General features: G+C 55.8%; 30 protein-coding genes and 1 tRNA gene. 11 read left to right on the top strand and 20 right to left on the bottom strand.

The window, feature by feature from the left end; all coding sequences use genetic code 11:
- From E1297_RS36560 to E1297_RS36535, 6 genes are all read right to left on the bottom strand, one after another.
- A partial coding sequence (locus E1297_RS36560; protein ID WP_155146895.1) for a recombinase family protein occupies positions 1–1,639 on the bottom strand: 1,639 nt, incomplete at its 3' end.
- 2 nt (positions 1,640–1,641) lie between these two features.
- On the bottom strand, positions 1,642–1,779 hold the full coding sequence (locus E1297_RS36555) for a hypothetical protein (RefSeq protein WP_155146893.1): 138 nt from the start codon (positions 1,777–1,779) through the stop codon (positions 1,642–1,644).
- Positions 1,780–1,936: 157 nt separating this feature from the next.
- Positions 1,937–2,347, bottom strand: coding sequence for a hypothetical protein (locus tag E1297_RS36550; RefSeq protein ID WP_155146891.1), 411 nt, complete (start codon positions 2,345–2,347; stop codon positions 1,937–1,939).
- A 112-nt stretch (positions 2,348–2,459) separates the two neighbouring features.
- Complete coding sequence (locus tag E1297_RS36545; protein WP_155146889.1) at positions 2,460–2,744, bottom strand: hypothetical protein; 285 nt, start codon at positions 2,742–2,744, stop codon at positions 2,460–2,462.
- Positions 2,729–3,247 carry a hypothetical protein gene (locus E1297_RS36540; RefSeq protein WP_155146887.1) on the bottom strand — a complete coding sequence of 173 codons (519 nt, stop codon included), beginning with the start codon at positions 3,245–3,247 and terminating at the stop codon, positions 2,729–2,731. The genes E1297_RS36545 and E1297_RS36540 overlap by 16 nt, the downstream gene beginning before the upstream one ends.
- A 486-nt stretch (positions 3,248–3,733) precedes the next feature.
- Positions 3,734–4,087, bottom strand: a complete 354-nt coding sequence (locus E1297_RS36535; RefSeq protein WP_155146885.1) for a hypothetical protein — start codon at positions 4,085–4,087, stop codon at positions 3,734–3,736.
- Between E1297_RS36535 and E1297_RS36530 the strand changes: the two genes are divergently transcribed.
- Both E1297_RS36530 and E1297_RS36525 read left to right on the top strand, forming a co-directional pair.
- Positions 4,087–4,968: a plasmid recombination protein gene (locus E1297_RS36530; RefSeq protein ID WP_196223481.1), complete on the top strand. Its 882-nt coding sequence runs from the start codon at positions 4,087–4,089 to the stop codon at positions 4,966–4,968. The two genes, E1297_RS36535 and E1297_RS36530, sit on opposite strands and share 1 nt — an antisense overlap.
- A 144-nt stretch (positions 4,969–5,112) precedes the next feature.
- Positions 5,113–5,445 carry a hypothetical protein gene (locus E1297_RS36525; RefSeq protein WP_155146882.1) on the top strand — a complete coding sequence of 111 codons (333 nt, stop codon included), beginning with the start codon at positions 5,113–5,115 and terminating at the stop codon, positions 5,443–5,445.
- A 69-nt stretch (positions 5,446–5,514) separates the two neighbouring features.
- Here E1297_RS36525 and E1297_RS51395 read toward each other — a convergent pair whose 3' ends face one another.
- Complete coding sequence (locus E1297_RS51395) at positions 5,515–5,721, bottom strand: hypothetical protein (RefSeq protein ID WP_155146880.1); 207 nt, start codon at positions 5,719–5,721, stop codon at positions 5,515–5,517.
- Between the two features lie 288 nt (positions 5,722–6,009).
- Here E1297_RS51395 and E1297_RS36515 point away from each other — a divergent pair, with 288 nt between their 5' ends.
- Positions 6,010–6,705 (top strand): HNH endonuclease, encoded by a 696-nt coding sequence (locus E1297_RS36515; RefSeq protein ID WP_155146878.1) that lies wholly within the window; start codon positions 6,010–6,012, stop codon positions 6,703–6,705.
- A 155-nt stretch (positions 6,706–6,860) separates the two neighbouring features.
- On the opposite strand, the gene E1297_RS36510 is transcribed toward E1297_RS36515, so the two are convergent.
- Positions 6,861–7,820, bottom strand: coding sequence for a DNA cytosine methyltransferase (locus E1297_RS36510; protein ID WP_155146876.1), 960 nt, complete (start codon positions 7,818–7,820; stop codon positions 6,861–6,863).
- Positions 7,821–8,748: 928 nt separating this feature from the next.
- Here E1297_RS36510 and E1297_RS36505 point away from each other — a divergent pair.
- On the top strand, positions 8,749–9,705 hold the full coding sequence (locus E1297_RS36505) for a formylglycine-generating enzyme family protein (RefSeq protein WP_196223480.1): 957 nt from the start codon (positions 8,749–8,751) through the stop codon (positions 9,703–9,705).
- Positions 9,706–10,016: 311 nt separating this feature from the next.
- On the opposite strand, the gene E1297_RS36500 is transcribed toward E1297_RS36505, so the two are convergent.
- Together E1297_RS36500 and E1297_RS36495 are read right to left on the bottom strand one after the other, a co-directional pair.
- Complete coding sequence (locus E1297_RS36500; RefSeq protein WP_155146872.1) at positions 10,017–11,234, bottom strand: HlyD family secretion protein; 1,218 nt, start codon at positions 11,232–11,234, stop codon at positions 10,017–10,019.
- Positions 11,231–11,611 (bottom strand): hypothetical protein, encoded by a 381-nt coding sequence (locus E1297_RS36495; RefSeq protein WP_155146870.1) that lies wholly within the window; start codon positions 11,609–11,611, stop codon positions 11,231–11,233. Before E1297_RS36495 ends, E1297_RS36500 begins: the two co-directional genes overlap by 4 nt.
- 394 nt (positions 11,612–12,005) lie before the next feature.
- On the opposite strand from E1297_RS36495, the gene E1297_RS36490 reads away from it, so the two are divergent.
- The 3 genes from E1297_RS36490 (at position 12,006) to E1297_RS36480 (ending at position 13,909) form a co-directional block, all read left to right on the top strand.
- On the top strand, positions 12,006–13,013 hold the full coding sequence (locus E1297_RS36490) for an AraC family transcriptional regulator (protein WP_155146868.1): 1,008 nt from the start codon (positions 12,006–12,008) through the stop codon (positions 13,011–13,013).
- Positions 13,014–13,162: 149 nt separating this feature from the next.
- Positions 13,163–13,456 (top strand): glycine zipper domain-containing protein, encoded by a 294-nt coding sequence (locus E1297_RS36485; protein ID WP_170336510.1) that lies wholly within the window; start codon positions 13,163–13,165, stop codon positions 13,454–13,456.
- A 377-nt stretch (positions 13,457–13,833) separates the two neighbouring features.
- Positions 13,834–13,909 (top strand) — tRNA-Thr (locus E1297_RS36480).
- 54 nt (positions 13,910–13,963) lie between these two features.
- Here the strand turns inward: E1297_RS36480 and dxs are convergent.
- The 6 genes from dxs to E1297_RS36450 are packed head-to-tail and all read right to left on the bottom strand — an operon-like array spanning position 13,964 to position 19,191.
- A complete protein-coding gene (gene dxs, locus E1297_RS36475) occupies positions 13,964–15,892 on the bottom strand; it encodes a 1-deoxy-D-xylulose-5-phosphate synthase (protein WP_155146864.1) in 1,929 nt (642 codons plus the stop codon).
- Positions 15,893–15,908: 16 nt separating this feature from the next.
- Entirely contained in the window at positions 15,909–16,775 is an 867-nt protein-coding gene (locus tag E1297_RS36470) for a polyprenyl synthetase family protein (protein ID WP_155146862.1), read from the bottom strand.
- Positions 16,776–17,018: an exodeoxyribonuclease VII small subunit gene (locus tag E1297_RS36465; protein ID WP_155146860.1), complete on the bottom strand. Its 243-nt coding sequence runs from the start codon at positions 17,016–17,018 to the stop codon at positions 16,776–16,778.
- On the bottom strand, positions 17,015–17,941 hold the full coding sequence (locus tag E1297_RS36460; protein ID WP_155146858.1) for a histone deacetylase family protein: 927 nt from the start codon (positions 17,939–17,941) through the stop codon (positions 17,015–17,017). Before E1297_RS36460 ends, E1297_RS36465 begins: the two co-directional genes overlap by 4 nt.
- Positions 17,942–17,980: 39 nt before the next feature.
- Entirely contained in the window at positions 17,981–18,682 is a 702-nt protein-coding gene (locus tag E1297_RS36455) for a response regulator (protein WP_155146856.1), read from the bottom strand.
- The gene (locus tag E1297_RS36450) at positions 18,679–19,191 is read right to left on the bottom strand and encodes a MarR family winged helix-turn-helix transcriptional regulator (protein WP_155146855.1); all 513 of its coding nucleotides are present in this window, start codon (positions 19,189–19,191) and stop codon (positions 18,679–18,681) included. The genes E1297_RS36455 and E1297_RS36450 overlap by 4 nt, the downstream gene beginning before the upstream one ends.
- A gap of 158 nt (positions 19,192–19,349) precedes the next feature.
- Here E1297_RS36450 and E1297_RS36445 point away from each other — a divergent pair, with 158 nt between their 5' ends.
- The 4 genes from E1297_RS36445 (at position 19,350) to E1297_RS36430 (ending at position 22,295) form a co-directional block, all read left to right on the top strand.
- Positions 19,350–20,216: a branched-chain amino acid aminotransferase gene (locus E1297_RS36445; RefSeq protein WP_155146853.1), complete on the top strand. Its 867-nt coding sequence runs from the start codon at positions 19,350–19,352 to the stop codon at positions 20,214–20,216.
- Positions 20,217–20,339: 123 nt separating this feature from the next.
- Positions 20,340–21,290 (top strand): AraC family transcriptional regulator, encoded by a 951-nt coding sequence (locus E1297_RS36440; protein ID WP_155146851.1) that lies wholly within the window; start codon positions 20,340–20,342, stop codon positions 21,288–21,290.
- A 111-nt stretch (positions 21,291–21,401) separates the two neighbouring features.
- Positions 21,402–21,767 carry a hypothetical protein gene (locus E1297_RS36435; protein ID WP_155146849.1) on the top strand — a complete coding sequence of 122 codons (366 nt, stop codon included), beginning with the start codon at positions 21,402–21,404 and terminating at the stop codon, positions 21,765–21,767.
- Between the two features lie 318 nt (positions 21,768–22,085).
- On the top strand, positions 22,086–22,295 hold the full coding sequence (locus E1297_RS36430; RefSeq protein ID WP_155146848.1) for a hypothetical protein: 210 nt from the start codon (positions 22,086–22,088) through the stop codon (positions 22,293–22,295).
- 21 nt (positions 22,296–22,316) lie between these two features.
- On the opposite strand, the gene cobO is transcribed toward E1297_RS36430, so the two are convergent.
- The 4 genes from cobO to aroC are packed head-to-tail and all read right to left on the bottom strand — an operon-like array spanning position 22,317 to position 25,707.
- A complete protein-coding gene (gene cobO / locus E1297_RS36425) occupies positions 22,317–22,916 on the bottom strand; it encodes a cob(I)yrinic acid a,c-diamide adenosyltransferase (protein WP_155146846.1) in 600 nt (199 codons plus the stop codon).
- 56 nt (positions 22,917–22,972) lie between these two features.
- Complete coding sequence (locus E1297_RS36420) at positions 22,973–23,908, bottom strand: DMT family transporter (protein WP_155146844.1); 936 nt, start codon at positions 23,906–23,908, stop codon at positions 22,973–22,975.
- 52 nt (positions 23,909–23,960) lie between these two features.
- Positions 23,961–24,623, bottom strand: a complete 663-nt coding sequence (locus tag E1297_RS36415) for an HD domain-containing protein (protein ID WP_368669800.1) — start codon at positions 24,621–24,623, stop codon at positions 23,961–23,963.
- Positions 24,607–25,707 carry a chorismate synthase gene (gene aroC / locus E1297_RS36410; protein WP_155146842.1) on the bottom strand — a complete coding sequence of 367 codons (1,101 nt, stop codon included), beginning with the start codon at positions 25,705–25,707 and terminating at the stop codon, positions 24,607–24,609. Before aroC ends, E1297_RS36415 begins: the two co-directional genes overlap by 17 nt.
- Positions 25,708–25,770: the final 63 nt, after the last annotated feature.

Here is a 25,770-nt window from a genome sequence, read left to right as displayed (position 1 = left end):
TCGCAGGTTCAAATCCTGCTCCCGCAACCACTGAAAATTGACTCCCGGCACGCAAAACAGCTCCCGGGAGTTTTTCTTTTGGAACACTTCCATAAGCTCCTAAAATTCCAACACAATCTCCATGCAGGGTGATCGCGTAGCCGTCTAGTGCTTCATGATCAGGCGTGAGGACGGCCGTCTCGATCATACCTGACAGAGCCTCATGGGCGCGCTGAACGACATCTGGGTTCCGCAGAGTGTCTTCAAGCGAGCGAACCAGTGCGCCGTAGGCCGCTGGCAGGTCGGGCATCTCAAACGGCTCCTCAGCTGTATGCTTGAGGGCATCGAGCTTGGCGGCCAAGGCCTCACGTTCGGTTCTACGTTGCTCCAGTCGCGGTAACAACAGACCCACTTGACCAGCGCCGTCTTTGATCTGGTCCAGAATGCGCTCCATCTTCAAGTCCAGTGCTGCAATCGCTTTTTCCAATGCCTTCCGGTCATCACCTTCTGACTTTTGCAGTGCATTGAGCTCTCCGCTGACTCGGGTGATGAAGGCTTCCAGGTTCTCCGGTGCAAGCAGCTTTGACTTGAGGCTTGCGAGCACACAGCCCTCGACTTGCTGTCGGGTTATTGTGGTTGCGTTGTCGCAAGCACCGGTGCGTTTGCGATTGGAGCAGCCGTAGCGGTCCTTGGCCTGGATTGCCATATTGCCTCTACAGCAACCGCACTTGAGCAGCCCAGAGAGCAGGAACTTCTTACGGTGAGAACGGTTGAGAGCTAAACCAGTCTCTGGATCCGTATCCATCTCTCGCGAGATTGACTTCAATCGGTTCGCGACGGCGTCCCAAAGGCCCTGAGGAACAATCCGCAGATCAGGGGCATCGACAGTGAGCGGATTGTCCCCGGGTATCGAAGTTCGCTTGCCGGTCTTCGGATCCTTGCGAAACCTCATCTGGCCATACACGACTTGTCCGATGGAAGCGCGATTGCGTAGAATGCCGGTTTGGCGTTTTGCATTCCCTCGGATCGTCGATGATTGCCAGAGGCCACCGGAAGGACCGGACACACCTTCGGCATTCAACGAGGACGCAATCTTTGCCGGTGCCAACCCGTTTGCAAAATCTTCAAAGATACGACGAACAACCTCGGCCTTCTCTACATTGATGACGCGGTTCTGGTCTGTGGCGGGCGAAACATCATAGCCATACGCTATGCCTGCCGCGACGCGCCCGCGGTGTGTTGAGCCGACCTGACCACGTTTAGTCTTGGCGCCGAGATCTTTGGAAAACTGTTCCGCCACTACTCCAAGAATAGCCGCATGAAACTGCGTGATCTCACCAACATTGACCGCGTAGAGCAACTGACCCTGAAAGGCGAGTTGGTCACGTAGATCGGTGATATCCGCTGTTCGGCGGCTGAGGCGATCGATCGACTCTGCGAGAACAATGTCGAACGCGCCTGCCTTTGAATCACGCAGCATGCGTTGATAGTCGGGACGCGCCGCGGACTGCCCAGAAGCCTCTTTGTCGCTGTAGATTGCCGTCACTTTCCAGCCTTGGCTCTCTGCATACGCTTGGCACAGGCGAATCTGGTCTTTTATGGAAGAAGCATCCTGCAGGATGGATGAATAGCGTGCATACAGCGCGACAAGAAGGGCCATGTTTATTGTTCCTGTTTTGGTTGAGGCGGGCGGTTGTCGTTTGCGGCCGTGAGCGTCGCGATGAAGCGCTCGGCAAGAAGTCCAATAAGAACTTCAACAGAAGCGGCGGAGCGGGCGGTGGTATCAGGCGTGGTCGACACGAGAGGTGTCCTCATCAGGGGGAAGCGGGCCTCCCGGTGGTTGTGATGAAGAAGATGAACTCTTTGAAAATCCGCCAAGCTGGTTTGATAAGAAACTTTCCGGCCTGACGAAAACGCCCGTCAGGCCATTGATTTGCATAGAAAAGAAATTTGGGATTTAGCCGCGAATTCCACGATGCCAGCCGACATCCCGCTCGGCCGCGAGCAAATCACGTACACGATTAGAGAGCGAAATCGCTTGCCTCAAACCGCTCGTGATCTCTGCGCAAGGCCCCGATTGCTCTGCGTCAGAAAGTTGCGCGCAGAGTTCGGTTGCTGCGTCGACAAAGCGATCGTTTAGCAGCCTGCGCTTCTCGACAGCTTGTTGAAGTTCAGCAAGGCTTGCGGCGGTAGAGCGATCAAACTGCATCGGCAAGGACGTGAGAGCATCGAGCGCAACGCACGCGGCTTGCAGCCCGTCTGCAGTGAGTTCTTCCAGCCGGTCGAAGTCATCTCGAGGTGTCGGCTGCAAGAATAGAGCGACGCGGTGTGAGTTGTCGTTCGGGAAATGTGTAGGAGCAGGGATCATTGTGTCTCTTTCTGGGTGGGGCCTGCACCTGCTCGACCTCACTCCGAGGGTCGACAAGCGCTGGCGATATGGAAGAAGGCGGCGGGCGCATCGGCGCCTCCGGGATTTGCAGTCAAGTCATGTCTTCTCCGCGCAGGGTCTGGGCGATTTGCTCAGACCGGCGCAGACGACCGAGCGTCAAAAGCGCACAGCGCAACTGCATCAGAGGCTCGATCTTCTCGTGCAGATCCTGAGCACCTCGGCGCAATATCTGATCGAGAGGCCTCCCAGAGGTGTGTCGCGATGAGACACGGGCATCTGCGGGTGGTCCTCCACCCTCCGCAACTGCCATCAAGGGCAGCAGAACTTGTTCCAGCGCGTTGTGCGCGCTGGATGCCAGTGTCAGTGCCTGAAACACCGCCGCTCCACAGTGATAGGGCGAAGGCCGCCCGCATTGCGCCGCTGACGCCCGAGAAAATCACGCCGGATGTCTCGTTCCGCGTGAATGCGCGCACGCACGCGCTGCATGCGATCACTGGCCGGCCCGGTCAGGCGCCCGAGCACCGGAGTGCCGATCTTCGAGCACAGCTCAAAGCCGGGATGGTCGAGCGATACGAGGACACGCCGTGCAGCATTGAAGCGGGTTGGACGATGAAGTGCAGCAGACGCGCGATCCGTCTCGGAGCGCACATCGACGCAGCAGGCGGCTTTGCGGGATCGGGGATTAGATGTGCCGTAAGCGAGAGATGCGAAGCGACCGACTTCAGTCTCTTCAACGTCGAGCACGAGCGCAGGACGGACCTTTGGATCGTTTGAGCCGTCAGTCTCATGAGGAAAGCGAAAAGCGACAACGTCGCCTGTTTGCAAGCTGTTTTGCCACACCCTTGGAAGCGCGATGCTGGTGGATAGAGTATCGGTCATTGGGATCTCCAATTGGAACAATCATCACGTCTTCTTCTGATCGGGGCCGGACCCCGTTCTCAGATGCGCGACACAAGGTCTGCGCAGCTGAGAACGGGCGTCCTACACCGGTGGCACACACCGGCATGCAGCCTCAACGTGGCCAGCGCTGGAAGGGGTTTTGGGGAAGGTCGGCGCAAGGACCTTCCTCAAGAGCACGGGGTCTTGGGGCGGTATGCGGAATACCCCCTGAGCCTGTCCGGAGACGCCGATGGTTTGCAAAGGAGCTTGGCGAACGTTCCTTTGCCGCCCGCCGCGTAGGTGGCCTGCGGCAACACGGGGTTCGGGGCAGCGCCCCGACGAACGCCAGCCCGCGCGGTTTCCAACGGAAACTGCGCGGGCTGATTAGTGAGTAACTTTCCCTGCGCAGCCAAGCAGCGCTTCGTTCAAGTTGGAGCATCAAACCTTTGATGCACAAGTTTGCGACCAGGGACCCACTTCCCGTCCTCAAGAAGAGAGGGCGACATCATGGGCGAAGACATCAAGAAGGCCGACAAAAGACATCCAGTGGTGTTGCGGATGAAAGGGCTCTTTCCGGCTGATTTGGTCGGCTATGAGCGGCATCGCACGCGAAAAGGCGGTGATCTTGGTCACGTGGATGAGATTCGATCGGGTCTCAATCGACGCCTGATCGGGGATGAGGATTGGGCGCAGCGTGCGCTCAAAGAGATCGAAGAAATGCGTGTGGAGAATTTTGCCAAGGAGCTTGAAGGGCTCAAGAAACGGCGGCGCAAGGCCGAGCTTGCCAAGCGGGTTGTGGAGGGCCCCAAAGACCCATGGGGGGGACGCGGCATGGGCCATTGCGTGAGGTCATCATCACAGCGCATCAGGATTGGTTTGCCTCGTTTGATCAAGGCAATATGGATGATCTGTTCGGTGACTGCCGCGAAGACCGCTTTGAGCAGATAGCTGTGGCATGGGTCAAAGACAGTTTTGGTGAGGATGTGATCCACGCCCGTGCGGATCTCGATGAAACCACGTATCACATCCACGCAATTGTCATGCCGCGCGGTATCACCAAAGACGGGCGCAAAGCGTTGCAGCCGTCTGTGCATCCGCTGATCAAAAACTATGAGAAGGCACAGGACAGTGTCGGGGAGTGGTTTGCAGAACTGGGACTGAAACGCGGTGAGCGGCGAAAACAGGTGTTGCGCGAGGCGGTGCAGAAGCACCGTGCTGAACAGGGAGTGGAGGGCAACAAAACTGTGGAACCAGCGGAACTTCCGGAGCATGTAGAGCACGTTAGCCCGCGCCAATGGCGGGAAGAGAAAGAACGACAGTTGGCAGACCGTGAAGCCAGGGTTGGCAAACGCGAGAAACAAGCCGCGACCGTGACCAAGACCGCAAAGGCTGTTGCCGAAGGGGATCCCAAAGTGCTTGCGGAGGTGGCGCAGCCGGATGGGAAGTCCGCCGCCGCGAGCCTGTTTGGAAAGGCCTTTGCTACTCTACGCGCCAAAGCCCGCAAAGATGCCAGGCAGGAAGCCTTGGGTGAAGTGCAGACGCAATTTGACGAGATCAAAGCGGCTGATGATGCGATTGTAGAAGCGGCTTCTGTGTTGCCGGATGCGGCAAGGCAGAATGTCGTCAAAGCGCGGGAATCACTGGTGGGGCGCATCACCGCGCTCAAGCGCGCGGTTCACAAGTGGACCAAGTCAGACCCCAAAGACCGCTCGGAAACTTGAGGGGAGTAAAACCTCTCTCAAACTTTTTCTCTCCGAACGCCAACGATCCTACCTGCTGATTGTCGAATGCGGCATTGCGCTGTGTCAGCATTCGTCGGGAGCGATCGCTCCCTAAACTCACATGGTCAAAAAGAGGGAATTCCCATGGACCTACCGACAAGCTTCTCTTCGACGCAGTTGCGCGCCCTTGGCGTCATTGCAGACATCGGCAAAACCCAAGCTGAAGATACAGCAAAAATCCTTGAGGCTTTTGCTGCCACGCTGCCCGCATTCCTGAAAGCCGCAAACGAGGACGAAGCCTTCGTCCGCAAAGTGTTTGTCCTGATTGAAGCTGTAGCCAAAGCTGGCGACGCGAAGAAGATGCGACGTCACCCACTGCGTCCCGACGGCATCGACCCTGAGGTCGAGAAGCTGCGTGAGGCAAGAAAGGCGAAACCGAAGGTGAAACAAAAGCCGGAGCCAAACCCCGAAGCATGACGCGCTTGCTGCAACCGTCACAAACAAAAAGGGCGCGGCTCATGCCGCGCACCTATACGTATTGAGAGACTATGTCGGCTCCTCAGGCCCGGTCTCTGTGTCGAAGCGCTCAAGCAAAGCTGACAGGTCTGCGTGAGTGTAGAGACCAGATGACTCAATCGCCCTGCCGATGCTCAGCCAGTGCAAAGCCTGCGATTGGATCGTTCGGTTCTGAAGGGAGGCTTCTTGCCGTAACTGTTCATAAAGATCGGGACGGAGCGTTATGTATCGTGGCATGGGAGGCCTTTCTAATTTGATGCACTGCAATCAAAAGCGCAGAAGAAAGGAAAGGACAGTGACCGGCCAAGGCGTTGTAAAAAAAACCGATTTCACCGACACCCTTTTGGGGTGAGAAGTCCGCGTGGAAGCTCAGAAAAGAAAGGCCCGTCGCGATGTTGCACGCGTGTTTATTATCGTCGGCCGAGATCTAAAGGCAGTGTCCGGCACCTGATCGGCAGCATTCGGCACTTGACCGGCGTTGTTCGGCGCATTATCTATCGTTTGGAAACTATATAGGAAGATCCGATGTCGGACGACGTGATTTGGAAGAACGAAAACCTCGGTGCCGCAAAGCGTGTAGCTTATTACCTTGCCAATGAGGTGGGGGAAGGTGAGAACTTTGATGTCTCGACCTTGCGGGAACAAATCCCCAAGGTCACTCAGCTTGATCGGCGCATGCGTGACTTGCGTAAAGTCGGTTGGGTAATTCGCTCCTATAAGGACTTGGGCGAGTTGAAGCCGAATGAGCTCAAGTTGGAAAAGATTGGCGAGCACGTTTGGGAAGATGGGTTTAAGTGGCCGGAACAAGGCTTGAACGCAAAAACTCGCCGTCTTGTTTTTGAGCGTGACGGCAGCCGTTGTTATGTGTGTGGTATCGAGTTTGGTAGTCCTTACCCACACGCTCCGAACGTTGTTGCCCGCGGCACTGTTGGCCACATTATTGCGCGTGAAAGGGGTGGCGGCGATGATTTGGAAAACCTTCGGCCTGAATGCCATTTGTGCAATGAGCAAGCAAAAAATTTGACCGGCAGCCCCGTGGATGTTGGACTGTTGGAGCGGAATATTCGCCAACTCCCTCGCGCAGACAAAAAAGAACTATTGAAGTGGATGGTGGCGGAGCGCCGTCAGTTCTCTAAGGCCGAGAATCTCTGGATTGAGTATCAGCAATTGCCGACGTCCCAAAAGGAAAAGGTCAAATCTGAACTCTTGACGCAAATCTGATATGATCGGCGCTTGCCTTTTGGCGGCAAGCGCCGATCTCCTACTGGCCGCTTCTCTTCGAATTGGCAGGTCAATTCCAGTGTTTGTTCAGACTGCGTCTGTAATCTCTGCTTTTGGGGGAGGCGACCATATTCTCAGGACAAATGACAAAAAACCTATGATGCCATTGCAACCAGTCGGCGCTTGCTCAGAGCAACATTCATGCGTTCTGCAACGGCACGGGCTACCGGTGGAGGGAACGCGTTACCAACTTGTCGATAAGCGTGGGTCTTTCGTCCAACAAAATGCCAGTCGTCGGGGAATCCTTGGACACGTGCAACCATAGGCACTGTTAAACGAGGCATTCCAACAAAGTCCCTTTCAGGGGGGGCCTCTGCAATCGTCTTTCCATTGACGCCGAGAGCTTCCCAGGCACGTTTGGCTCGTGTTGGCCCTAAATCTGGGCCGCCGTGTTTCTTGGAGCCGCCCACGATCGTTGGCGCAATTTTGTCGGCCTGATCACGCCAATCCTCTGCACCTGACCAGCCTTGAGATGCCATCATGTCGTAAAGCGCCTTACCTACTGTCGGTGCGTTCCCATGCTGTCCATCTGGCCATACGAAGGTGTCTGCGAACTCTCTCTTGATCGCCACGATCACGACTCGAGGGCGAAGTTGAGGAACGCCGAATTGCGACGCGCTTAGAAGGCGCCAATCGGTGGTATAACCCAACTTGTTTAGCTGTATCTTTAGGCCTTCTCGATAGTCTTGGAAAACAGCATCCAAGAAGCCTCGGACGTTCTCAATCATGACCGCTTTAGGACGGACATCTTTGATAATATCGAGCGCATCAGGGAACAGGTTGCGCTCATCTTTTTCGCCCAGCTGCTTGCCAGCAACCGAGAATGGCGGGCAGGGAAGGCCGCCGGCGACAAGATCAACACCTTCGAAGTCGGATGCGCGTTCTTTGAAAACCCGGAGGTCTTCTTCCAAAACGTTCCATTGCTTTCGGTTGTGCCTGAGCGTCTCGCAGCAGTGAGAGTCGATCTCCACGAGTGCTTCGTGACCAAAGTCGGCCATCTCAAGCCCCAAGGCCTGTCCGCCTGCACCGGCACAAAGTTCCAAAGAGGTCAACATATTGTTGCGTTCCTTCCAGTCATCTCATTTCCTTGTGTAGTATAAGCGGCCGAAGTTGTCAGCCAGAAACCGTGTTCACTTCCTGTTCTCATTTTAATTGTAGGTAGAAGTCATGATTATTTTGGCTTTATCTGTCGTAAGTTCGACCCAAAAGGGTGTCCAACCAAAGGGAAATCAATCCCTTCCAGTGTAGCCTCGAAGGCCGCCAGAAGAATTCACAAGTGAGTTTGAAAGACCAAAGTTATTAAGCATCGGGATCGTTTTCTTTCTGTTTGGGGCCAGCACAGAACTGACTTCACAAAAAGGGTCAGCTCGGAGCTGGGGCCGATGAGTCAGGAACGATCGCGAGCGATTTAGTCGCGGCAGGACGCTTGATTGAATTGCAGGTTGGCGTGTAGTCTGAGGGGAGTGAAATCCCTTGGTGAATTGTATCTGGCGCTTCAAAACGCTGGGGCAAGCTCTCGTTAGCCAACCTCTTTGAGTTAAGCCTAATTTTTGCCACCATAGGACAATGAGCCAAAGGCGCGTTATCGGCGGAATGTCAGTCAGCTCTCGGTGGTATCAAGCTCCCGCAACCAGCGTCAGAAAATCTCAATGCAGCACGTTCAGACTACAATTGATCCACTGGATCAATTGCTTGACGTCTTCACATCGTCAGGCTCATAACCTGAAGCGCACAGGTTCAAATCATACTCCCGAAAGCAGGTCGAATAATCTCAAAAAAACCTTCCACACCACAATATACAACCCAGCAAAATACGAAAATCGGCAAGCTCAATAAGTGAAGCAAATGCCGTCACAATTGCGACCAAGTCTCATATTTTAGTTGCGACACCACGGCGCTTGGACGAAGTTCAGCGCGGAATTGATTTTAGTACCTCATATGTAGGCGATGGGTTCAGGACTATTGGTATCAAAGTGTTTAGTCTTGTCAGGCGTTCTGTGTGCTTTAGCCGTAACCGTGAAGGCGCAGTACTTACTTGAGGATGGCTCCGAAGTTACCGATCTCGAGATGTTTCAGGAGTGCGATGTTTGTCCTGAAATGATTGTTCTCCCGCTGGGTGAATTCACTATGGGAGGTCCGCCGGGTGAGTCGCGGGAGAATGTGCATTGGGGGGAAGGCGAGATTCGCTACGTCACTCCCGAAGATCCATATATTGCATATCATGAGGGTCCCTTACATCGGGTAGAGATCAATATCCCGGTAGCTATGGGGCAGAATGAAGTCACCTACGATCAGTGGATGGCTTGCGTTCAAGATGGTGGATGTGGTGGTTACATCCCCCAAGATTATGTACTTCAAGAAAATGCACCGAGAGCAATAATCAGGGGCAAACACCCTGTGATAACCGTTTCGTACGAGGATGCACTGACCTACACCGAATGGCTGAACAAAAAGGTTGGAGCAGATGTATATCGCTTACCAACCGAGGCAGAGTGGGAATATGCGGCACGGGCTGGGACTCAAACACCCTTTGCGCAAGGTGAGGAAGTCACGACAGATCAGGTGAATTTTCTGGGCAGCGCGACAGAGATCATGCTGAACGAAAAACGTCCGGACCTCATATCACGAGGCAAGCCAGTGCCCGTTGACGAAATGGATGCGGCAAATGGGTGGGGTTTGCGACACATGTCGGGGAATGTTGTCGAACGGACATTGTCGTGTTGGACCGAGCGGCATGAAGGTTGGCGAACGTCCAGTGAGCATCTTAAACACGCGCTCAACCCATTTTGTGAACGGCGTGTGGCGAAGGGCGGCGCTTATCCGGCAGGTATGGACTACTCGAGATTGGGCGCCCGCGCGGGTCCTGATCCCAAAAACAGGTCGTCTGTAGCTGGCTTTCGCGTTTTGAGAGAACTGTCATTTGAAGAGCAAAAGGAATAATCGACGCCTTGTCATAGCTACCCAATACCTAGTTACTTGTAATGCCCTTATCGTAAATTCATGACGATCAGAACCAGGCAGAAGATGGTAGGTGCGTAGCCGAAGTCGTCACTCAGGTCTGTGTATATTCTGCAGGCTCCTGAGAAGGACTGCTATTGCAGCGTAACGACTCTTGAGATCAAAGCTGAAAATTGTGGCGGAGTTCCAATAGTATACGATATTTATCAGAGTTTCCTGCCGGCCTTATGCTGAAACGGCTCCCAACGTTCGTTGGAAGCCGCGCATCTTTAGGAGAGAGGCTGTTTATACGACTAAGCGTGCCCACCACCGATCAGGCCGATACCCGAGGTCAGACCAAACCAGGCTTTGACCCGCAGACCGACCGCCTTGATGATGCCCATTGCCTGGATCCCGTGAGCGACAATTGTTCCTTCCATGTCACCCTCGAAATTGGTGGTGTAGGATTGGACGATGCAACCACTACCTGGCACCAAAAGATCGCGGTGCTCTGGGTGTACAAGGTCAAGATGTACAACGATCTGTCCCCGCTTTGCCTTTTCACTGGGCTCGATCAGGCGACCGCTGGGCGCAAGCTGACCGGAGGAAATCGAGTCTTGAATGCGTACAATCCTGGCCGGAAGAACGGTGTTGCGCATTGAGATGTTGAAGTTGCTTTCACACGCCACCTCTGCTGCCATTCCTTCGTACAATTCGGTACGGGAGACCTGAGAGAAGCCAGCAACGATACGTCCCCGCTCGGCATCTTTCCGGTCGGGTACGATCAGCATAGCGGGGCTCATTGCGGCTTGTGCTGCGCGCGATCCGACATTCAGGGTGACTTGTTCAACTACACCATCGACCGAGCTGAGCGTCAGAGTTTTTGACAGCTCCACTTGAGCTTGCTTCAACGACGCGCGCGCCGATGCAAGTTGAGCAGGAAGAACAGCAGTCGCCTGGACTTGCGCTACACCAAGTTGCGTTTCGGCAGCCTCAACCTCTGCTTCCCGTGTGCTCAAGGTTGCCTGCGCGCGCTCCAGCTGACTCACCTGAAATGCTGCAGAGCCCTTTGCTTGAAGCGACTTGTGATCCATAAGCACCAGCTCGGCCTGCTCTCTGGCAGTAGTTGCGGCATCCAGCACGGCTTGCGCAGTCTGAACTTGCAACTCAGCTGCGAGTTTTGCGCTTTCGATCTCCTCAACTTTGCGTGTCGCAAAATCTACAGCGGCCTGTTCAGACGCGTTCTCGACGGCAAACAACGGATCGCCCGGTGCGACGTGATCACCGCCCTTTACATAGATATCTGTGACAGTTCCGCCATTCTCGGCGACGACCGGAACGGTTCTGAAGGGCACAAGGCCGGTGTAGGATTTGGGGTAATAGTAGAACACGGCAAAGAACACGATCAGGGCCAGGACGAACCACATGAAGAGCGCCCGGTGAACATTGTAGAGGGTGACCGGCAGCCCACGCCATTTCAGGTAGATCACGCGCAGGACAAACGGAAAAGATGTGACGAGCAGCTCAATCATTTTACCAATTCCTCTTTCGAAGGACGCCACCACAACATGAAGTCGCGGGCGATCGCGGTCAGGATCAACGCGCCTGGTAACAGAATGCTGAAGTGGCTGAGTGCGGGCATCAATTCGTACGCCAAGGCTATGGTAAGCATTACCGGAACAGTTGTGCGCAGCGGAGTGCCGATTGATTTGCGCTCGGTGTAGCGCTCAAAGCGCGCATAAAGGTGTACGACCAGTAGGATCGCCAGGAAGAGAACGATCAGGCCAACCCAGGCATAGGTGTCGGTTTGATTGGGTGAGACCCACCATCTGGGGTCGCCGCCAGCGGCGAGGGCAGGAGTTGAGATGACGCCGATTATGGGCGCCATCAGGAACGCGGGTGGTTTCATGATTCAGGTCCTTTTGTTCGCAGTCGCGCTGCGGAAGTTGATTTTGGATTTAGGAAACGTCAGTTCCCGGTAGGTTGTTGTGATGGTTCTGAAGGCTGTTCCGCTGGAGCGTAGGGGGGATCCCAGCGACGCCCGTTCGGTGTTTTCTCGCCAAGCGTCGAAGCCCGCAGGCCTTGAACGTTGCCGCCGGACCATTCCTGTCTGGCGCAGTCGTGGATTGTTTTGAAAACGCGGTAGTACCTTGCGAAGTAGATCATTGCCTTGTCCTTTCTGATGACCCGGACCTAACCGTCGTCGCGCCTCCGATCCTTAGGGTTCTGGACATTTGTTGTTGGCTTCTGGACAATTGCAGTGACTGCAAGGGGTTGCGTGCCAGTCAGGGGAGGATGCAAAAGTGCCACGCATCAGCGCTTACAGATTGCAAAGTGTTGGGCTGCGCTATGCGCAAGAACCCGGCGCACGCATTCCGTTTACAGAAATTCTGGAAATGGCAGGTGCACCTTCAGATGTCGTCGACGGCCCGGATGCCACTGTCGAACTGCTGCATGAAGCGGGCACCGTTGAAACTGTGTGCCGTGTTCTCGAAGACAAAACCTTTGCTGCGCGGGTAGGGCTTTCTGCGCAAGGCCCGGGAACGCTTTTGGCGTACATTGTACGGGCAGCTGAAACGGTCGAAGATGCGCTGGCATTGACACAGCGCTTTTATGCTATGCAAGACCCCGACCTGCGTCTGGACGTCGTAGGAGCGCCCGATGAGCCCAAGATTACGCTAGAAAGCAATGTGATCCCGGCACATCAATATCCTCGCCATCGCGAAATGCTGATATTTGGTCTTTATAAGCGCGTTCAGCAGATCACCTCGGGCGGGCTTGCTCCGATCTCAATCGAGTTGGAAACGGACGACAGCGAGCATTGCAAAAAGCTCTCTGAATTGGCGGGATGCGAAGTCGTAGGGTTCAAAGCCGGATACGCGTTGGGCTTACCCACAAATGGCATGAGCTTTCGGATCCCGACCGCAGACCCAACTTTGCTGGGGCACTTGCGTCGGCATGGCGAAGAGCAACTGAAGGCTCAGCCCGATGCGGTCCGAAGCCTGTCCGACCGAATTGTGGATATGCTTGGAGAGCGTCTTCCCGGACCGATACCTAACGGCGACGATATAGCCGCAGAGCTGGGCCTGACGCGACGCACCATGACCCGGCACCTGTCGGCCGAAGGAACTAGCTATAAAGCACTCTTGGAAGGTGTGCTGTGTGACCTGTCCAAACGGATGCTTCGTAGTGGAGAGGGTGTGGCTCGTGTTGCCTTCATGCTTGGATTTGCGGATCAGGCCGCCTTTTCGGTGGCGTTCAAGCGATGGACAGGTGAAACGCCTGCCAGGTTCCGTAGAACTGGCCGCTAAGCTTGAACCCTGCAGCGCGCGGGGCCGAAGGATGTCCAAGATCCACAAAACCTTGTCCCGTCTCCAAAAGAAAGCTGGCCATCGGGTCACCTAGTTCAATGGCACACAGCAGCCGAGGTGGTTGCTGACCCAGAACAAGGATGAACCCAATGAAGACCTCGAAGAAATTCTTTATCGCCCCGATCTCAGGCGCGCTTCTGATCACCATGGCGGCCACAGCTCACGCTGATTACGTCACCGATAAAGCCATCAAAGGCGCAGTTGTCGGCGCAACGGTCGCCGGTATTGCTGGCGAAAGCATCGTGGGCGGCGCTGCCGCTGGCGCCGCAGTCGGTGCCGTGGGCGGTGCGATCCAGAAGGACAATTTCGAAGACGCGCAGGACGAAGCACAAGAACGTCGCGACGATTTCAAAGAAGACCACAAGCACTGGAATGAAGACTGAGCTGTGCCTGGGGCACTACAGAAAAAGGAGGAAACACAGCCGAACACACTTAGATGGTCAGTATGAGGTCCGCGCTGTTAGCATCCAGATGCAGCCTGACTGACCACCCCACACAGAACTCGCACAGTTTCTGATAGGTTGCCACCCAGGTCCGATGGGACCGGGTGGCAATTTTGTTTTGGGCAAAGAACACCAAGAGTATCCAAAAGTCGCTGTCTAAATTTCCGGCACTCTATCCCCGATGGCGAGATTGGTGTTATGCACCTTGCTTGCCGCATGTGAGCTGAGTCTGTTTGGACGTAACAGCCATCCATCAATCCACGAGATTTCAGACTTGCGGGACAACTGGCGAATGTCTAAACACTGCTGCTGTTATTGCCTCAATAGCTCAGCTGGTAGAGCAGGTCCTTCGTAAGGACAAGGTCGGGGGTTCGAGTCCCTCTTGAGGCACCATATTTGACAGACAAGCAGCCAAGATCGCTGGTCTGGTCCACTGCAATCCCGTTTTTACGCACGCTTTTCGCCAATGGATGCAACGCCAAGAGTCGATAGGACTTTGGCCTCGATCTGCTCAGCGTTCATGCCTGCAACAGCGTACATATCTGCCGGGCTGGATTGGTCGATGAAGATATCCGGCAATACCATTGAGCGGTATTTCAGGCCGTGATCAAAGACGCCCTCTTCCGCCAACAACTGTGCGACATGACTGCCAAAGCCTCCCACAGCACCTTCTTCAATGGTGATAAGGGCTTCGTGGTTCTCAGCCAGTTCAAGGATCAATTCGCGATCCAATGGTTTGGCGAACCGGGCATCTGCGATTGTTGGCGTTATGCCCTTGGCCGATAGCATTTCAGCCGCTGACTGGACCTCAGCCAGACGCGTGCCGAAGGACAGCAGGGCAACGCGAGAACCGGATTGAATCAAGCGACCCTTGCCGATTTCAAGAACCTCACCTCGTTCAGGCAGATCCACTCCAACACCCTCACCACGCGGATAACGGAATGCGATGGGGCCATCGTTATGTGCGGCCGCCGTGGCCACCATATGCATCAGCTCGGCTTCATCTGCTGCGGCCATGACAACCATGCCCGGCAAATTCGCAAGGTATGCGATGTCAAACGATCCCGCGTGGGTAGCGCCATCTGCTCCGACCAATCCCGCACGATCGATGGCAAATCGAACGGGCAGGCGCTGAATGGCCACGTCATGCACGACCTGGTCGTACCCGCGCTGCAGGAACGTGGAATACATCGCGCAGAACGGCTTCATTCCTCCGGCAGCTAATGCAGCTGAGAAGGTAACCCCATGCTGTTCGGCAATTGCCACATCAAAGCAACGTGACGGGTAGCGTTCCGCAAACAGGTTCAGTCCGGTGCCATCCGGCATGGCAGCGGTGACAGCGACGATTTTGTCGTCCCGTGCGGCTTCTTCAACCAGCGTTTTTCCAAAAACCGACGTGTAGGAGGGCGCATTCGAAGGGGTCTTTTTCTGCTTGCCGGTAACAACATCGAATTTTGCTGTTGCATGGCCTTTATCGCGTGCCTGCTCTGCCGGAGCGTAGCCTTTGCCTTTTTTCGTTAGCACATGGATCAAGATTGGACCGGTTGCCCGTGCTTTGACCGTACGCAGGACGGGCAGAAGCTGATCCAGGTCGTGCCCGTCGATCGGACCGAGGTATGAGAAGCCCAGTTCTTCAAACAGGGTTCCGCCGACTGCCATACCCTTCAGCATTTCCTTGGCGCGTTTTGCACCCTCGCGGAATGGTTCAGGCAACAAGGACACGGCACCTTTGGCCGCAGCCTTCAGGTCGTGGAACGGCTCTTCGGCATAGATGCGGGACAGATAGTTCGATAGTGCCCCAACCGGTGGAGCGATGCTCATCTCATTGTCGTTCAGAATGACGATCAGGCGCTTTTTCAAATGGCCGGCATTGTTCATGGCCTCAAATGCCATGCCCGCAGACAGCGATCCGTCGCCAATCACCGCAATTGCATCACCCAGCCCTTCGGGGGTGACACCACCAAGATCGCGCGCGACGGCAAATCCAAGCGCTGCGCTGATCGAAGTAGAACTATGTGCCGCGCCAAACGGGTCATAGGGGCTTTCGCTGCGTTTGGTGAAACCGCTTAACCCGTCCTTTTGGCGCAGCGTTCGAATCCGGTCGCGCCGTTCGGTCAGGATTTTATGCGGGTAGCACTGGTGGCCTACGTCCCAGATGATCTTGTCCCGGGGTGTGTCAAAAACAGCGTGCAGCGCAGTTGTCAGCTCTACAACACCCAGACCTGCGCCCAGATGTCCACCTGTAACAGATACTGCCGAAATCGTCTCGGCCCGCAATTCGCTGGCCAGTTGGTGCAGCTGCGCATCCGAGAACTGCTTGAGATCCGCCGGGCGGTTCACAAGGTCCAGCAGGGGCGTATTCGGGCGGTCAGACATTTGGCGCGTTCCTGGCTTAGCTGTCCCGGGCAATAACGAAGCGTGCGGCTTCCTTCAAGGTTTCGGCTTTGGGTCCGTAACCATCCAATGCCGCGCAGGCCTGATCAATCAGATCGGTTGCACGGGTCTTGGCTGCGTCCAGTCCCAACAGCGAAACAAAGGTTGCCTTGCCTGCATCGGCATCCTTTTGCAGGCGTTTTCCGGCTTTCTTGGCATCGCCCTCTACATCAAGGATGTCATCGGCGATCTGAAAGGCAAGCCCCAATGCTTGGGCATATCGGCGCAATGGCGCAGGATCGGCCTGTGCCAACCGGGATCCGGCGCAGGCGGACCACTCGATCAGGGCCCCGGTCTTTCCTGCCTGCAGTCGCGTGATTTCCTCCAGCGTCAGAGGATCAGGGGCTGTTTCAGCGGCAATGTCCAGCGCTTGCCCCAGCACCATACCTTGTGCCCCGCTCGCCTTGGCCAGGGTCAGAGCCAATTCGGCGCGCACTTCAGCACTTCCTGTTTCCGCTCGTGCACAGAGTTCAAATGCAAGGGTCTGCAGCGCATCGCCAGCCAGAACGGCAATGCCATCGTTCCATTTAACGTGAACCGTCGGACGTCCGCGCCGCAAGTCATCGTCGTCCATGCACGGCAAGTCGTCATGTACTAGAGAATACGCGTGTAGCGCCTCAATACCCGTCGCAGGCCAGATCGCGTGTGATTCATCAATCCCATGCAGACGGGCGCTTTCTAGAACCAGAAAACCGCGGAGGCGTTTGCCGCCCTGCGTGGCATAGGCCATCGCGCGGGTTACATCGAGATCGTCCAGTACGCCGAGAACCAGATCGAACTGCGTCTGAATGCGGTCTGCATCCTGCGCAAGAATTTCGCGAAACATTCAGAGCCCTTCGACAGGTGTCGTCCCGGTCGGCTGACCATTGGCGTCCAGCGTGATGGCGGCCACCTTTTCTTCGGCCCGCTTCAGCTCGTCCTCGCAGCGCTTTTTCAGCGCGGCGCCACGTTCATAAAGCGCGATGGACTGATCCAAAGCCACATCACCACGCTCCAGCTGGCCAACAACGGCTTCAAGCTCTTTCATCGCCTGTTCGAACGTCATCTGATCTACGGGAGTATCTGTCATGGGGCTGCCTTCATCAGTTCCTGCACATGGGCGCGTGTCGCCTCGGCCAGTGCGTTCAGATCATAACCACCTTCAAGAGTCGAGACGATACGACCATCGCAGATTTCTTCGGCGATCTTGCACAACTCGGCGGTGACCCACGCGAAATCTCCGGTCGACCAATTCAGATTGGCCAGCGGATCGTCCTGATGAGCATCGAAACCCGCTGAAATGATGATCAGCTCTGGTTTGAAGGCGCGCAAACGCGGGAATGCCTGCGTCTCGTAGGCTGCGCGCATCTCGGCCCCGCCAGTTCCGGGTGCAAGTGGAATGTTCAATACGGTGTCATAAGCACCGGTCTCGTCGGGTCGCCCCGAACCGGGCCAAAGTGGCATCTGTTGGCTGGTGATCACCAGTGCACGTGGTTCGTCCCACAGCAGATCCTGTGTCCCATTACCGTGGTGTACATCGAAATCGACCACAGCCACGCGTTTTAGTCCGTGATGATCCAGTGCGTGCTTTGCAGCCAGTGCGGCATTTCCGAACAGGCAGAATCCCATGGCGGTTTCGCGTTCTGCGTGATGTCCGGGTGGGCGGATGGCGCAGAATGCGTTTGAGGCTTCACCTCCCAGAACCAGATCGACCGCCCGAACAACCGCCCCGACTGCGCGATAGGCGGCATCGACTGACCCTGGCGACATAAACGTGTCTCCGTCAATCTGCTTGAATCCATCGTTGGGTCGGTTGCCGCGGATATCCCGAATGTGGCTTTCAGGGTGAATGCGCAACAGATCATCATCTGCCGCGAGCGGCGCAGTAACCCGTTGCAGATCCAGCGGCTCGAGCGCATGAAGGATGTGTTCCAGCCGCTCCACGCGTTCGGGATGTCCCTGCGGCGTGACGTGGCCGAGGCAATCAGCATGAGTGATCAGGGCGGTTTTCATACTGTTTTCCTGTTTTCTTGTTGTGGCCGAAGCTGCGAATTAGTCGGGGGCCAGCATGTAGCCGGCACCGCGCACGGTCTGCAGATAACGCGGCTGTTTTGGATCCTGCTCGATCTTGCGGCGCAGGCGTGTGATCTGAACGTCCACGGCGCGTTCCTGGGCCTGACCTTTGTCGCGGCCCAGATCCTCAACCAGTTTGGCACGGCTGATCGGCTCGCCGGGCTGGCCGGAAAAGATCTTCATCAACTGGCTTTCAGTGGCGGTCAGACGCACCGGATCCTCACCCTGCCACATCTCACCACGTTCGATGTCATAGCGTATCGGTCCCAGATGCAGAATTTTCGACACTGCATCCTGAGCAGGCGTTTCCGGCATCCTGCGCAGGATCGCATTTATGCGCAGCAACAGTTCCTTGGGTTCGAACGGCTTGGCCAAATAGTCATCCGCGCCAGCCTCAAGACCTGCAATCCGATGTTCGGTTTCACCACGCGCGGTCAGCAACAGGATCGGTGTTGTATGTGTTTCCCGCAGGGCACGGGTCAAACTGACCCCATCCTCGCCGGGCATCATCACATCCAAAACGATCAGGTCGAAATCCAAACCAGACAGAACCCGGCGCGCATGGGCGGCATCGCGGGCTGCGGTCACAAGAAAGCCATTACGCATCAAAAACTTCTTGAGCAGATCGCGAATACGCTCGTCATCGTCGACGATCAGCAGATGGGCGTCCATATCGCTCATGAGGTTGTATCCCGCAGTTTCGTATATGCACGACGCATATCAGCATCCATCATCGCTTCAAGCACTTTGCGAAATCCTGCCACGGCCTCGGGGCCTGCATCCTTGTAGGCGGCGCGCATCCGGGCGCGCTGTGCATCCGATAGCTTGGATTCCAATGCCTTGCCTTTCTCCGTCAGAAACAAATGGCGTTCCCGCTTGTCTACGGTCCCGACGCGACTTTCGACCAGACCATCGTCAATCAGGGTTCTCAGTACCCTATTTAGAGATTGTTTCGTCACGCCAAGGATAGCTAACAGGTTGTTTACCGTTGTTCCGGGGGCGCGGTTGATAAAATGGATGGCCCGGTGATGGGCGCGCCCATAGGCCATCTGGGTCAGAATTCGATCCGGATCTGCGGTAAACCCTCGATAAGCAAAGAACATCGCCTCGATTCCCTGCCGCAACTGCTCATCGGTCAGAAACAACAGGCTTTCTCCGCCAAAGACAGGCGCGGGGCGGATTTCGGACATATCATGCCTCATTCGTTACTCAGGCTGACTTTATGTCAGCGTTATTGACATTCCAAGTGCGTACAGGTATCGAATCGCAGTTTTTGCGCAACATTATGTCCGCTTCGGTCTTAAATAGCGCAACAATCGAAAATTCAGCCCGGTTCAGGAGGTTTCGCATGGCGGGGTATGACGATCGTGATGGTGTCATCTGGTTGGATGGCGAACTGGTGCCTTGGCGCGAGGCCAATGTGCATATTCTGTCCCACGCGATGCACTATGCCTCTTCGGTTTTTGAAGGTGAGCGGGCCTATAACGGCAAGATTTTCAAAAGCCGGGAACATTCCGAGCGCCTGATCGCCTCGGCCGAGGCACTGGATATGCCGATGCCCTATTCGGTTGATGAAATCGAAGCGGCAAAGGAAGAGGCGCTGAAGGCAAGCGGCCTGCAGGATGCCTATGTACGGGCCCTGGTCTGGCGTGGTTCCGGCGAAGACATGGGCGTTGCATCGGCCAAGAACCCTGTGCGCATGGCCATCGCGGTCTGGCCATGGGGCGCGTATTACGGTGATGCCAAGATGCAGGGTGCCAAGCTGGATATCGCAGAATGGAAACGCCCCAGCCCGGAAACCATCCCGGTTCACGCCAAGGCGGCGGGGCTTTACATGATCTGCACCATTTCAAAGCACAAGGCCGAGGCCAAAGGTTGCTCGGATGCGCTGTTCATGGACTATCGCGGCTATGTGGCCGAGGCGACCGGCGCAAATGTATTCTTCGTCAAGGATGGTGAGGTTCACACGCCGCTGGCAGATTGCTTCCTGAACGGGATTACCCGGCAGACGGTCATCCAGATGCTGAAAGACAAAGGCATCACCGTACATGAGCGTCACATCATGCCCGAAGAGATGTCTGATTTCGAACAGTGCTGGCTGACCGGAACTGCGGCCGAAGTCACGCCTGTTGGTCAGATCGGTGACTACACATTTGAAGTAGGCGATCTGACGCGTGAGATTGCGGAAGACTACGAAAAGCTGGTTCGCTCCTGATCTCACGATAAGAATTCTTGAAACCCTCGCTTATGCGGGGGTTTTTTGTTGCGGTGCGTGCGGAATTCCATGCCAATCGTTCAGACAGGTGGACGAACGCTCTAATTGAGATAGGTTCGGGCCATGTTGGATTTGCTCAGCGATATTCTCACCCGTTTGTCTTTGCGGGGAACATTTTACTTTCGCACGTCTTTCACTCCGCCTTTCGGGATTCAGGTGCCGAGCTTTGAAAACGTGGCACGATTCCATTTTGTTCAGCGGGGTGAGCTGAAGGTCTACGTTTCTTCCACCGGCGAAACCATTCGTCTGCGGCAGGGTGATCTGATCCTTATCCCTCATGGTGCGGCACACGCACTGCTGTGCAACGAGGTCAAGCCGATGGACGCGCTGCCGTTGGAACAGGTTCTGGAGGCTTCGGGTTACAAGGGCGACGGTGTTCTTGTGTATGGTGGCGCGGATGAGGACAGGGATACGCAGCTGATCTGCGGGCATTTCTCATTCACCGGACCCGCCGGTCGCCGTGGAACCGGCCATATGTTGATAGACCGGTTGCCGCCATATATTCTGATCGAAAACTATGGTGAGGACGCGGGTGCCTGGGTCGAGGCTACTTTGCGCATGATCGGTTCCGAAGTGGCCGGAGCGCGGATCGGGGGCGATCTGATCGCGCTGAAATTGTCAGAGGTTCTGTTCGCGCAGGCCATCCGTGCATACCTTGAACGTCAAAGCACAAGTGATGCAGCTTTGGCTGGTTTCGCCGATCAGCGCATTTCCCGCGCTCTGACAGCTTTTCACCAATCCCCCGCTCAGGAGTGGAGCGTCGCCACCTTGGCCAAAGAGGCAGGCATGTCACGCACCGCTTTTGCGCAACTGTTTGCAGAAAAGATGCACACGACGCCAATGCAGTACCTGACGGATTGGCGCATGCAGATCGCCTGTCATGGATTGACAGAAAGCCGCTGGAACGTAGCGGATGCTGCGGCCGAGGTCGGATATGCCTCGGAGGCCGCGTTCTCTCGGGTGTTCAAAAAGCAGGTTGGCCTGTCCCCGGCGGCTTACAGGGCCATGCACTGATAATCCGAAACTTCTGAACGATCGGCAATGTTTCTGAGACGATCTGGGCTGCACCGTCCGTCCCGCGCTTCCTATTCTTTGGTCATATCTCATCAAGGAAAGGAAATTCAGATGTCTCTTCGTTTCGTAACCCGTTCGGTCCACGCATATCTGGATTATCCGGTGGCCATTGCGTTGATGATCCTGCCTTTTGTCCTGGGGCTGGGGCAGTCGAACCCAATGGCGATTTGGTTGTCTGTTGTTACCGGTGCTGCTGCTTTTGTTCTGACCGTCTTGACCGATCATCATCTGGGGATCTGGCGGGTTCTGCCTTACAAATTCCATCTCGCGGTTGATCTGATTGTGGGTATCACCTTTTTGTTTGCGCCCAGCCTGTTTGGCTTCTCGGGACTGGATGCGATCTACTACTGGCTGAACGGCGCTGCCGTCGTTGCTGTGATCTCACTCAGCGCACCAGAACAGGGCGTAACCGCCTGACAGAGCGTCCGCCTCTGTCACCACATCTGAGCGCTACGCTCAAAAAAACTGAGCCGCCCGTGTTAAGCACCGGCGGCTCAGGCCGTGGGATTGGCCATCACCTGACTTTAATTTTTCGAAACAGCGAGAAAGAGCGCGCAGGTGGTTGGATCAAAAATTTTCGCTTCAGGGCTTGATAAATCTGACTAAATTAATCAGATATAGCGCAACGCCAGATACGAGATGATCAAGCCTTAAGTTTCGAGGCGGTTTGCGCGCTTAGCGAATTCCATTGTGAGGGCGCGCCACCGTCTCGGAAACGAACCAAGGGGTGGCAATATGCGCGATCCGATCGATAAGTTGGTCTCATTGCAGGGCACATCCGCGATTGGCGGATGTTCAATGGACGACGATATTGCCGCCTATCTGGATCAAAAGTGTTGTGAAAATCCTGAAGGTTGCTGTGATCCGTATCCCGAAGATCGCGAAGAACCACGCCAATCCGTTCGCAGGCTGCACGAAAACAGCGATCCCCGCCCGAAAACATAAGCTCGAACGGGGCTTAGAATATCAAAAGTCCACGCCGCGCTGAGCTTTGATGCCAGCCTGAAACGGGTGCTTTTCTTCGGTCATTTCGGTCACCAGATCCGCATATTCCCGCAGTTCCTGGGGTGCATCACGGCCTGTCAGGAAAACGCTGGTTTTGTCTGACCGGGCTTTGAGACCTTCGATAACGGTCTCGACCGAAAGATACTCATAGCGCAACGCAATGTTGATTTCGTCCAGCACGACCAGATCATAGTCTCCGCTTGCCATCAGCGCACATGCTTTGTCGAAGGCAGCGGTTGCTGCGGCTATGTCGCGTTCGCGATCTTGGGTGTCCCAGGTAAAGCCCTCACCCATCGTGTGCCAGGTCACCAGATCCCGCTCTTCAAAGAAACGGCGTTCACCGGTTTTCCACTTGCCTTTGATGAATTGCACCACGGCAACCTTTTGGCCCCACCCCAGCGCGCGGATTACGACACCAAAAGCGGCAGAGGATTTGCCTTTGCCCTTGCCGGTATTGATCAGAACCAGACCGCGCCCGGGGTCGACCGCCTCGGACACTTTCTTGCGGTGCTTGGCCTGCACCTCCTGCATCTTTTCTTTGTGATCCTGTGCGTCGCTCATGGGGATACCTCGTCAAATCTCCGGCCCAAACTAGGGAAAGTTGTGAAAAGGTAAAGTCACGCTTTCGGGTCTGTCACCGATCGGGCTTTGCCACGCTCCAACCCAAGTTGATGTTCACGCCAGATCACCACCACATTGCCAGCAATGACGAGCGCTGCACCGATCAGGATGGCAAGTGTCGGCAGTTCGTCAAACCAGAGATATCCGATGATTATGGCAAACAGCATGCTGGTATAATCATATGGCGCCAGCATCGAAGCCTGCCCGAACCTGTAAGACGAGGTGACAAGTATCTGGGCAACGCCACCTGTCAGACCCATCGCAATCAGGATAGCGGCCTGTTCCCACGTGGGCATGGTCCAGCCCCAGAAAACGGTTAGCCCGGACAGCAGCGTCGCCGTCATCGAGAAATAGAATACGATCGCCGCAGGATGATCGACCTGAACCAGCTGCCGAATGTGAATCTGAACAAAGGCACGGGCGATGGTTGCACCAAGAACGCACAGAGCCCCGATGGTGGCCGCCACTTCCAGTTCGCTACTGCCGAGGCGAGGCCAGATCATGATCAAGACACCCAGCAGCCCGATGGCGACTGCGCCGATGCGTATCATTCGGATGCGCTCACCCAGCATGACTGCGGCAAGAATCAGAGTGAAGATCGGAGTGGCGTAGCCAATTGCCGTGACTTCGGGCAGCGGCAGCAGGCTAAGCCCCGTAAAGGTCAGGCCCATCGCCATCGTGCCCAGCACTCCGCGCCAGAAGTGGCCCATTGGTTTCTTCACGACAAAACCCTGCGCCAATTCTCCGCGTGATATCAGCCAGATAATGATGACCGGGATGGCAAAAAGTGAGCGAAAGAACACCAGTTCGCCGGGCGGAAAGTCTTCTGACAGGGCTTTGACCAGCGCCGACATAGCCGTGAACAAAAACAGCGCGCTGAGCTTCAGCGTCACGGCAAGAACAGGTCGATGCGATGTTAAGGATTTTGCCATCCGCGCGACCCTGCGCCTTTGTTTGGCAAAGATCAATGTCTGCTGGTCGGGATTATCGATTTGCCCAGTTTCGTGGCAGCGTGCTGCCAATCTCATCTGCGAAGTCTTCGAGAAACCGGATCATGCGCGCGGTTCTGGTATGTGCAATTTCTTTGCCTGCTTCCGTCAGCATATCGTCCGGCAACTTCAGGAGTTTGACCTTCCAGTGATCAATAGAGAATTGCAGATCATTCAGGGGTCGCTGTTCTGCGAAAGGATCAGAAGGATCATAAAGCGGGCGGTCCAATGCACCAGCAACTGAAAAAGTACGGGCTATACCGATGGCACCCAGAGCATCCAGACGGTCGGCGTCACGCAGGATGCATGCTTCGTCCGTTTCCGGAGGAACCCTTGCAGAGTAGCTGTGGGCAACAATTGCATGTTGAGTGTTCTGAATTTCGCTCACGGCAAAGCCCAGATTCTTAAGAATAGACTCTGATCCCTCGGCGGATCGCCGTGAGGCCAGATGGCGGTTCGGATCGTCTTTTGCCAGATTGACCAGATCGTGAAGGTAACTCGCAGCAAGTAGCACGCGCATATCGTTCTGGTCATTCGCAATGGCCTGCACATTTACCCAGACCCGGTCCAGATGGGCCAGATCATGGGCTGGATCTGTTGCCATGCGGGCCTGTACGATGTCGCGCAGGCGGTCGCGAAGTTCAGCCAATCCGGCCACGGTTCTCGCCGATTTGGCCGCGATGCAACAGCAGGTGATCCAGGATTACGCAGGCCATCATCGCCTCGCCCACTGGTACGGCGCGGATGCCAACGCACGGGTCGTGTCGGCCCTTGGTGATGATCTCGGTCTCTTCACCGGATTTGGTGATGGTCTTGCGGGTGGTCAGGATCGACGATGTTGGCTTGACTGCGAACCGCACGACGAGGTCCTGACCCGTCGAGATCCCGCCGAGAATACCGCCAGAGTGGTTCGAGCTGTATTGGGGGCCGTTCTGCCCCATGAAGATCTCATCGGCGTTTGCCTCACCCGTCAGCTCGGCGGCGGCCATACCTTCACCGATCTCAACGCCTTTCACCGCGTTGATCGACATCATCGCAGCGGCCAGATCAGTGTCTAACTTGGCATAAACCGGCGCGCCGATCCCGGCAGGTACGCCGCGTGCCACAACTTCGACAATCGCGCCAACTGAGTTTCCAGACTTGCGCAGGTCGTCCAGGTAAGTTGCCCAGTCCTCAGCCGCTTGAGCATCGGGGGTCCAGAACGGGTTCTGTTCGATCTGGGACCAGTCGAAGTTGTCCCGATCGATCTTGTGCGGCCCAATCTGGGTCATGTAGCCGGTGATCTGAACGTTGGGTGCGATCTGCTTGATCGCTTCTCGAGCCAACCCGCCAGCAGCTACACGCGATGCGGTTTCCCGTGCCGAGCTGCGCCCGCCGCCGCGATAGTCGCGGATCCCGTATTTCTGCCAGTATGTGATGTCGGCGTGACCCGGACGGAACTTGTCCATGATATCGCCGTAGTCTTTCGAGCGCTGATCGGTGTTTTCGATCATCAGCTGCACTGGCGTGCCCGTGGTCTGGCCTTCGAACACGCCGGACAGGATTTTCACCTGATCGGGTTCACGCCGCTGGGTGGTGAACTTGTTCTGACCCGGTTTGCGCTTGTCCAGCCAGTGCTGAATCATGTCCTCATCGATCGCAACGCCCGGAGGGCAGCCATCGACGGTCGCACCCAACGCGGGCCCGTGGCTCTCACCCCAGGTGGTGACGCGGAAGAGGTGGCCAAAACTGTTCATCGACATGGGGCATGCTCCTTTGAGCGTCGTGATTAGCGGGCAAGGCCCTTGGCCTCAAGCGGATTTGCG

The organism is Roseibium sp. RKSG952, from assembly GCF_009711355.1.
Note: the sequence above shows the minus strand (reverse complement) of the source record. Positions and strands in the feature narration are given on the sequence as shown.

What these genes read in the sequence shown, in the direction of transcription:
- E1297_RS36550 (WP_155146891.1), bottom strand. Translation starts at nt 2,347, where the DNA reads ATGATCCCTGCTCCTACACATTTCCCGAACGACAACTCACACCGCGTC.
- E1297_RS36540 (WP_155146887.1), bottom strand. Translation starts at nt 3,247, where the DNA reads ATGACCGATACTCTATCCACCAGCATCGCGCTTCCAAGGGTGTGGCAA.
- E1297_RS36535 (WP_155146885.1), bottom strand. Translation starts at nt 4,087, where the DNA reads ATGGCCCATGCCGCGTCCCCCCCATGGGTCTTTGGGGCCCTCCACAAC.
- E1297_RS36525 (WP_155146882.1), top strand. Translation starts at nt 5,113, where the DNA reads ATGGACCTACCGACAAGCTTCTCTTCGACGCAGTTGCGCGCCCTTGGC.
- E1297_RS51395 (WP_155146880.1), bottom strand. Translation starts at nt 5,721, where the DNA reads ATGCCACGATACATAACGCTCCGTCCCGATCTTTATGAACAGTTACGG.
- E1297_RS36515 (WP_155146878.1), top strand. Translation starts at nt 6,010, where the DNA reads ATGTCGGACGACGTGATTTGGAAGAACGAAAACCTCGGTGCCGCAAAG.
- E1297_RS36510 (WP_155146876.1), bottom strand. Translation starts at nt 7,820, where the DNA reads ATGTTGACCTCTTTGGAACTTTGTGCCGGTGCAGGCGGACAGGCCTTG.
- E1297_RS36500 (WP_155146872.1), bottom strand. Translation starts at nt 11,234, where the DNA reads ATGATTGAGCTGCTCGTCACATCTTTTCCGTTTGTCCTGCGCGTGATC.
- E1297_RS36495 (WP_155146870.1), bottom strand. Translation starts at nt 11,611, where the DNA reads ATGAAACCACCCGCGTTCCTGATGGCGCCCATAATCGGCGTCATCTCA.
- E1297_RS36485 (WP_170336510.1), top strand. Translation starts at nt 13,163, where the DNA reads ATGAAGACCTCGAAGAAATTCTTTATCGCCCCGATCTCAGGCGCGCTT.
- dxs (WP_155146864.1), bottom strand. Translation starts at nt 15,892, where the DNA reads ATGTCTGACCGCCCGAATACGCCCCTGCTGGACCTTGTGAACCGCCCG.
- E1297_RS36470 (WP_155146862.1), bottom strand. Translation starts at nt 16,775, where the DNA reads ATGTTTCGCGAAATTCTTGCGCAGGATGCAGACCGCATTCAGACGCAG.
- E1297_RS36465 (WP_155146860.1), bottom strand. Translation starts at nt 17,018, where the DNA reads ATGACAGATACTCCCGTAGATCAGATGACGTTCGAACAGGCGATGAAA.
- E1297_RS36460 (WP_155146858.1), bottom strand. Translation starts at nt 17,941, where the DNA reads ATGAAAACCGCCCTGATCACTCATGCTGATTGCCTCGGCCACGTCACG.
- E1297_RS36455 (WP_155146856.1), bottom strand. Translation starts at nt 18,682, where the DNA reads ATGAGCGATATGGACGCCCATCTGCTGATCGTCGACGATGACGAGCGT.
- E1297_RS36450 (WP_155146855.1), bottom strand. Translation starts at nt 19,191, where the DNA reads ATGTCCGAAATCCGCCCCGCGCCTGTCTTTGGCGGAGAAAGCCTGTTG.
- E1297_RS36445 (WP_155146853.1), top strand. Translation starts at nt 19,350, where the DNA reads ATGGCGGGGTATGACGATCGTGATGGTGTCATCTGGTTGGATGGCGAA.
- E1297_RS36440 (WP_155146851.1), top strand. Translation starts at nt 20,340, where the DNA reads ATGTTGGATTTGCTCAGCGATATTCTCACCCGTTTGTCTTTGCGGGGA.
- E1297_RS36435 (WP_155146849.1), top strand. Translation starts at nt 21,402, where the DNA reads ATGTCTCTTCGTTTCGTAACCCGTTCGGTCCACGCATATCTGGATTAT.
- E1297_RS36430 (WP_155146848.1), top strand. Translation starts at nt 22,086, where the DNA reads ATGCGCGATCCGATCGATAAGTTGGTCTCATTGCAGGGCACATCCGCG.
- cobO (WP_155146846.1), bottom strand. Translation starts at nt 22,916, where the DNA reads ATGAGCGACGCACAGGATCACAAAGAAAAGATGCAGGAGGTGCAGGCC.
- E1297_RS36420 (WP_155146844.1), bottom strand. Translation starts at nt 23,908, where the DNA reads ATGGCAAAATCCTTAACATCGCATCGACCTGTTCTTGCCGTGACGCTG.
- aroC (WP_155146842.1), bottom strand. Translation starts at nt 25,707, where the DNA reads ATGTCGATGAACAGTTTTGGCCACCTCTTCCGCGTCACCACCTGGGGT.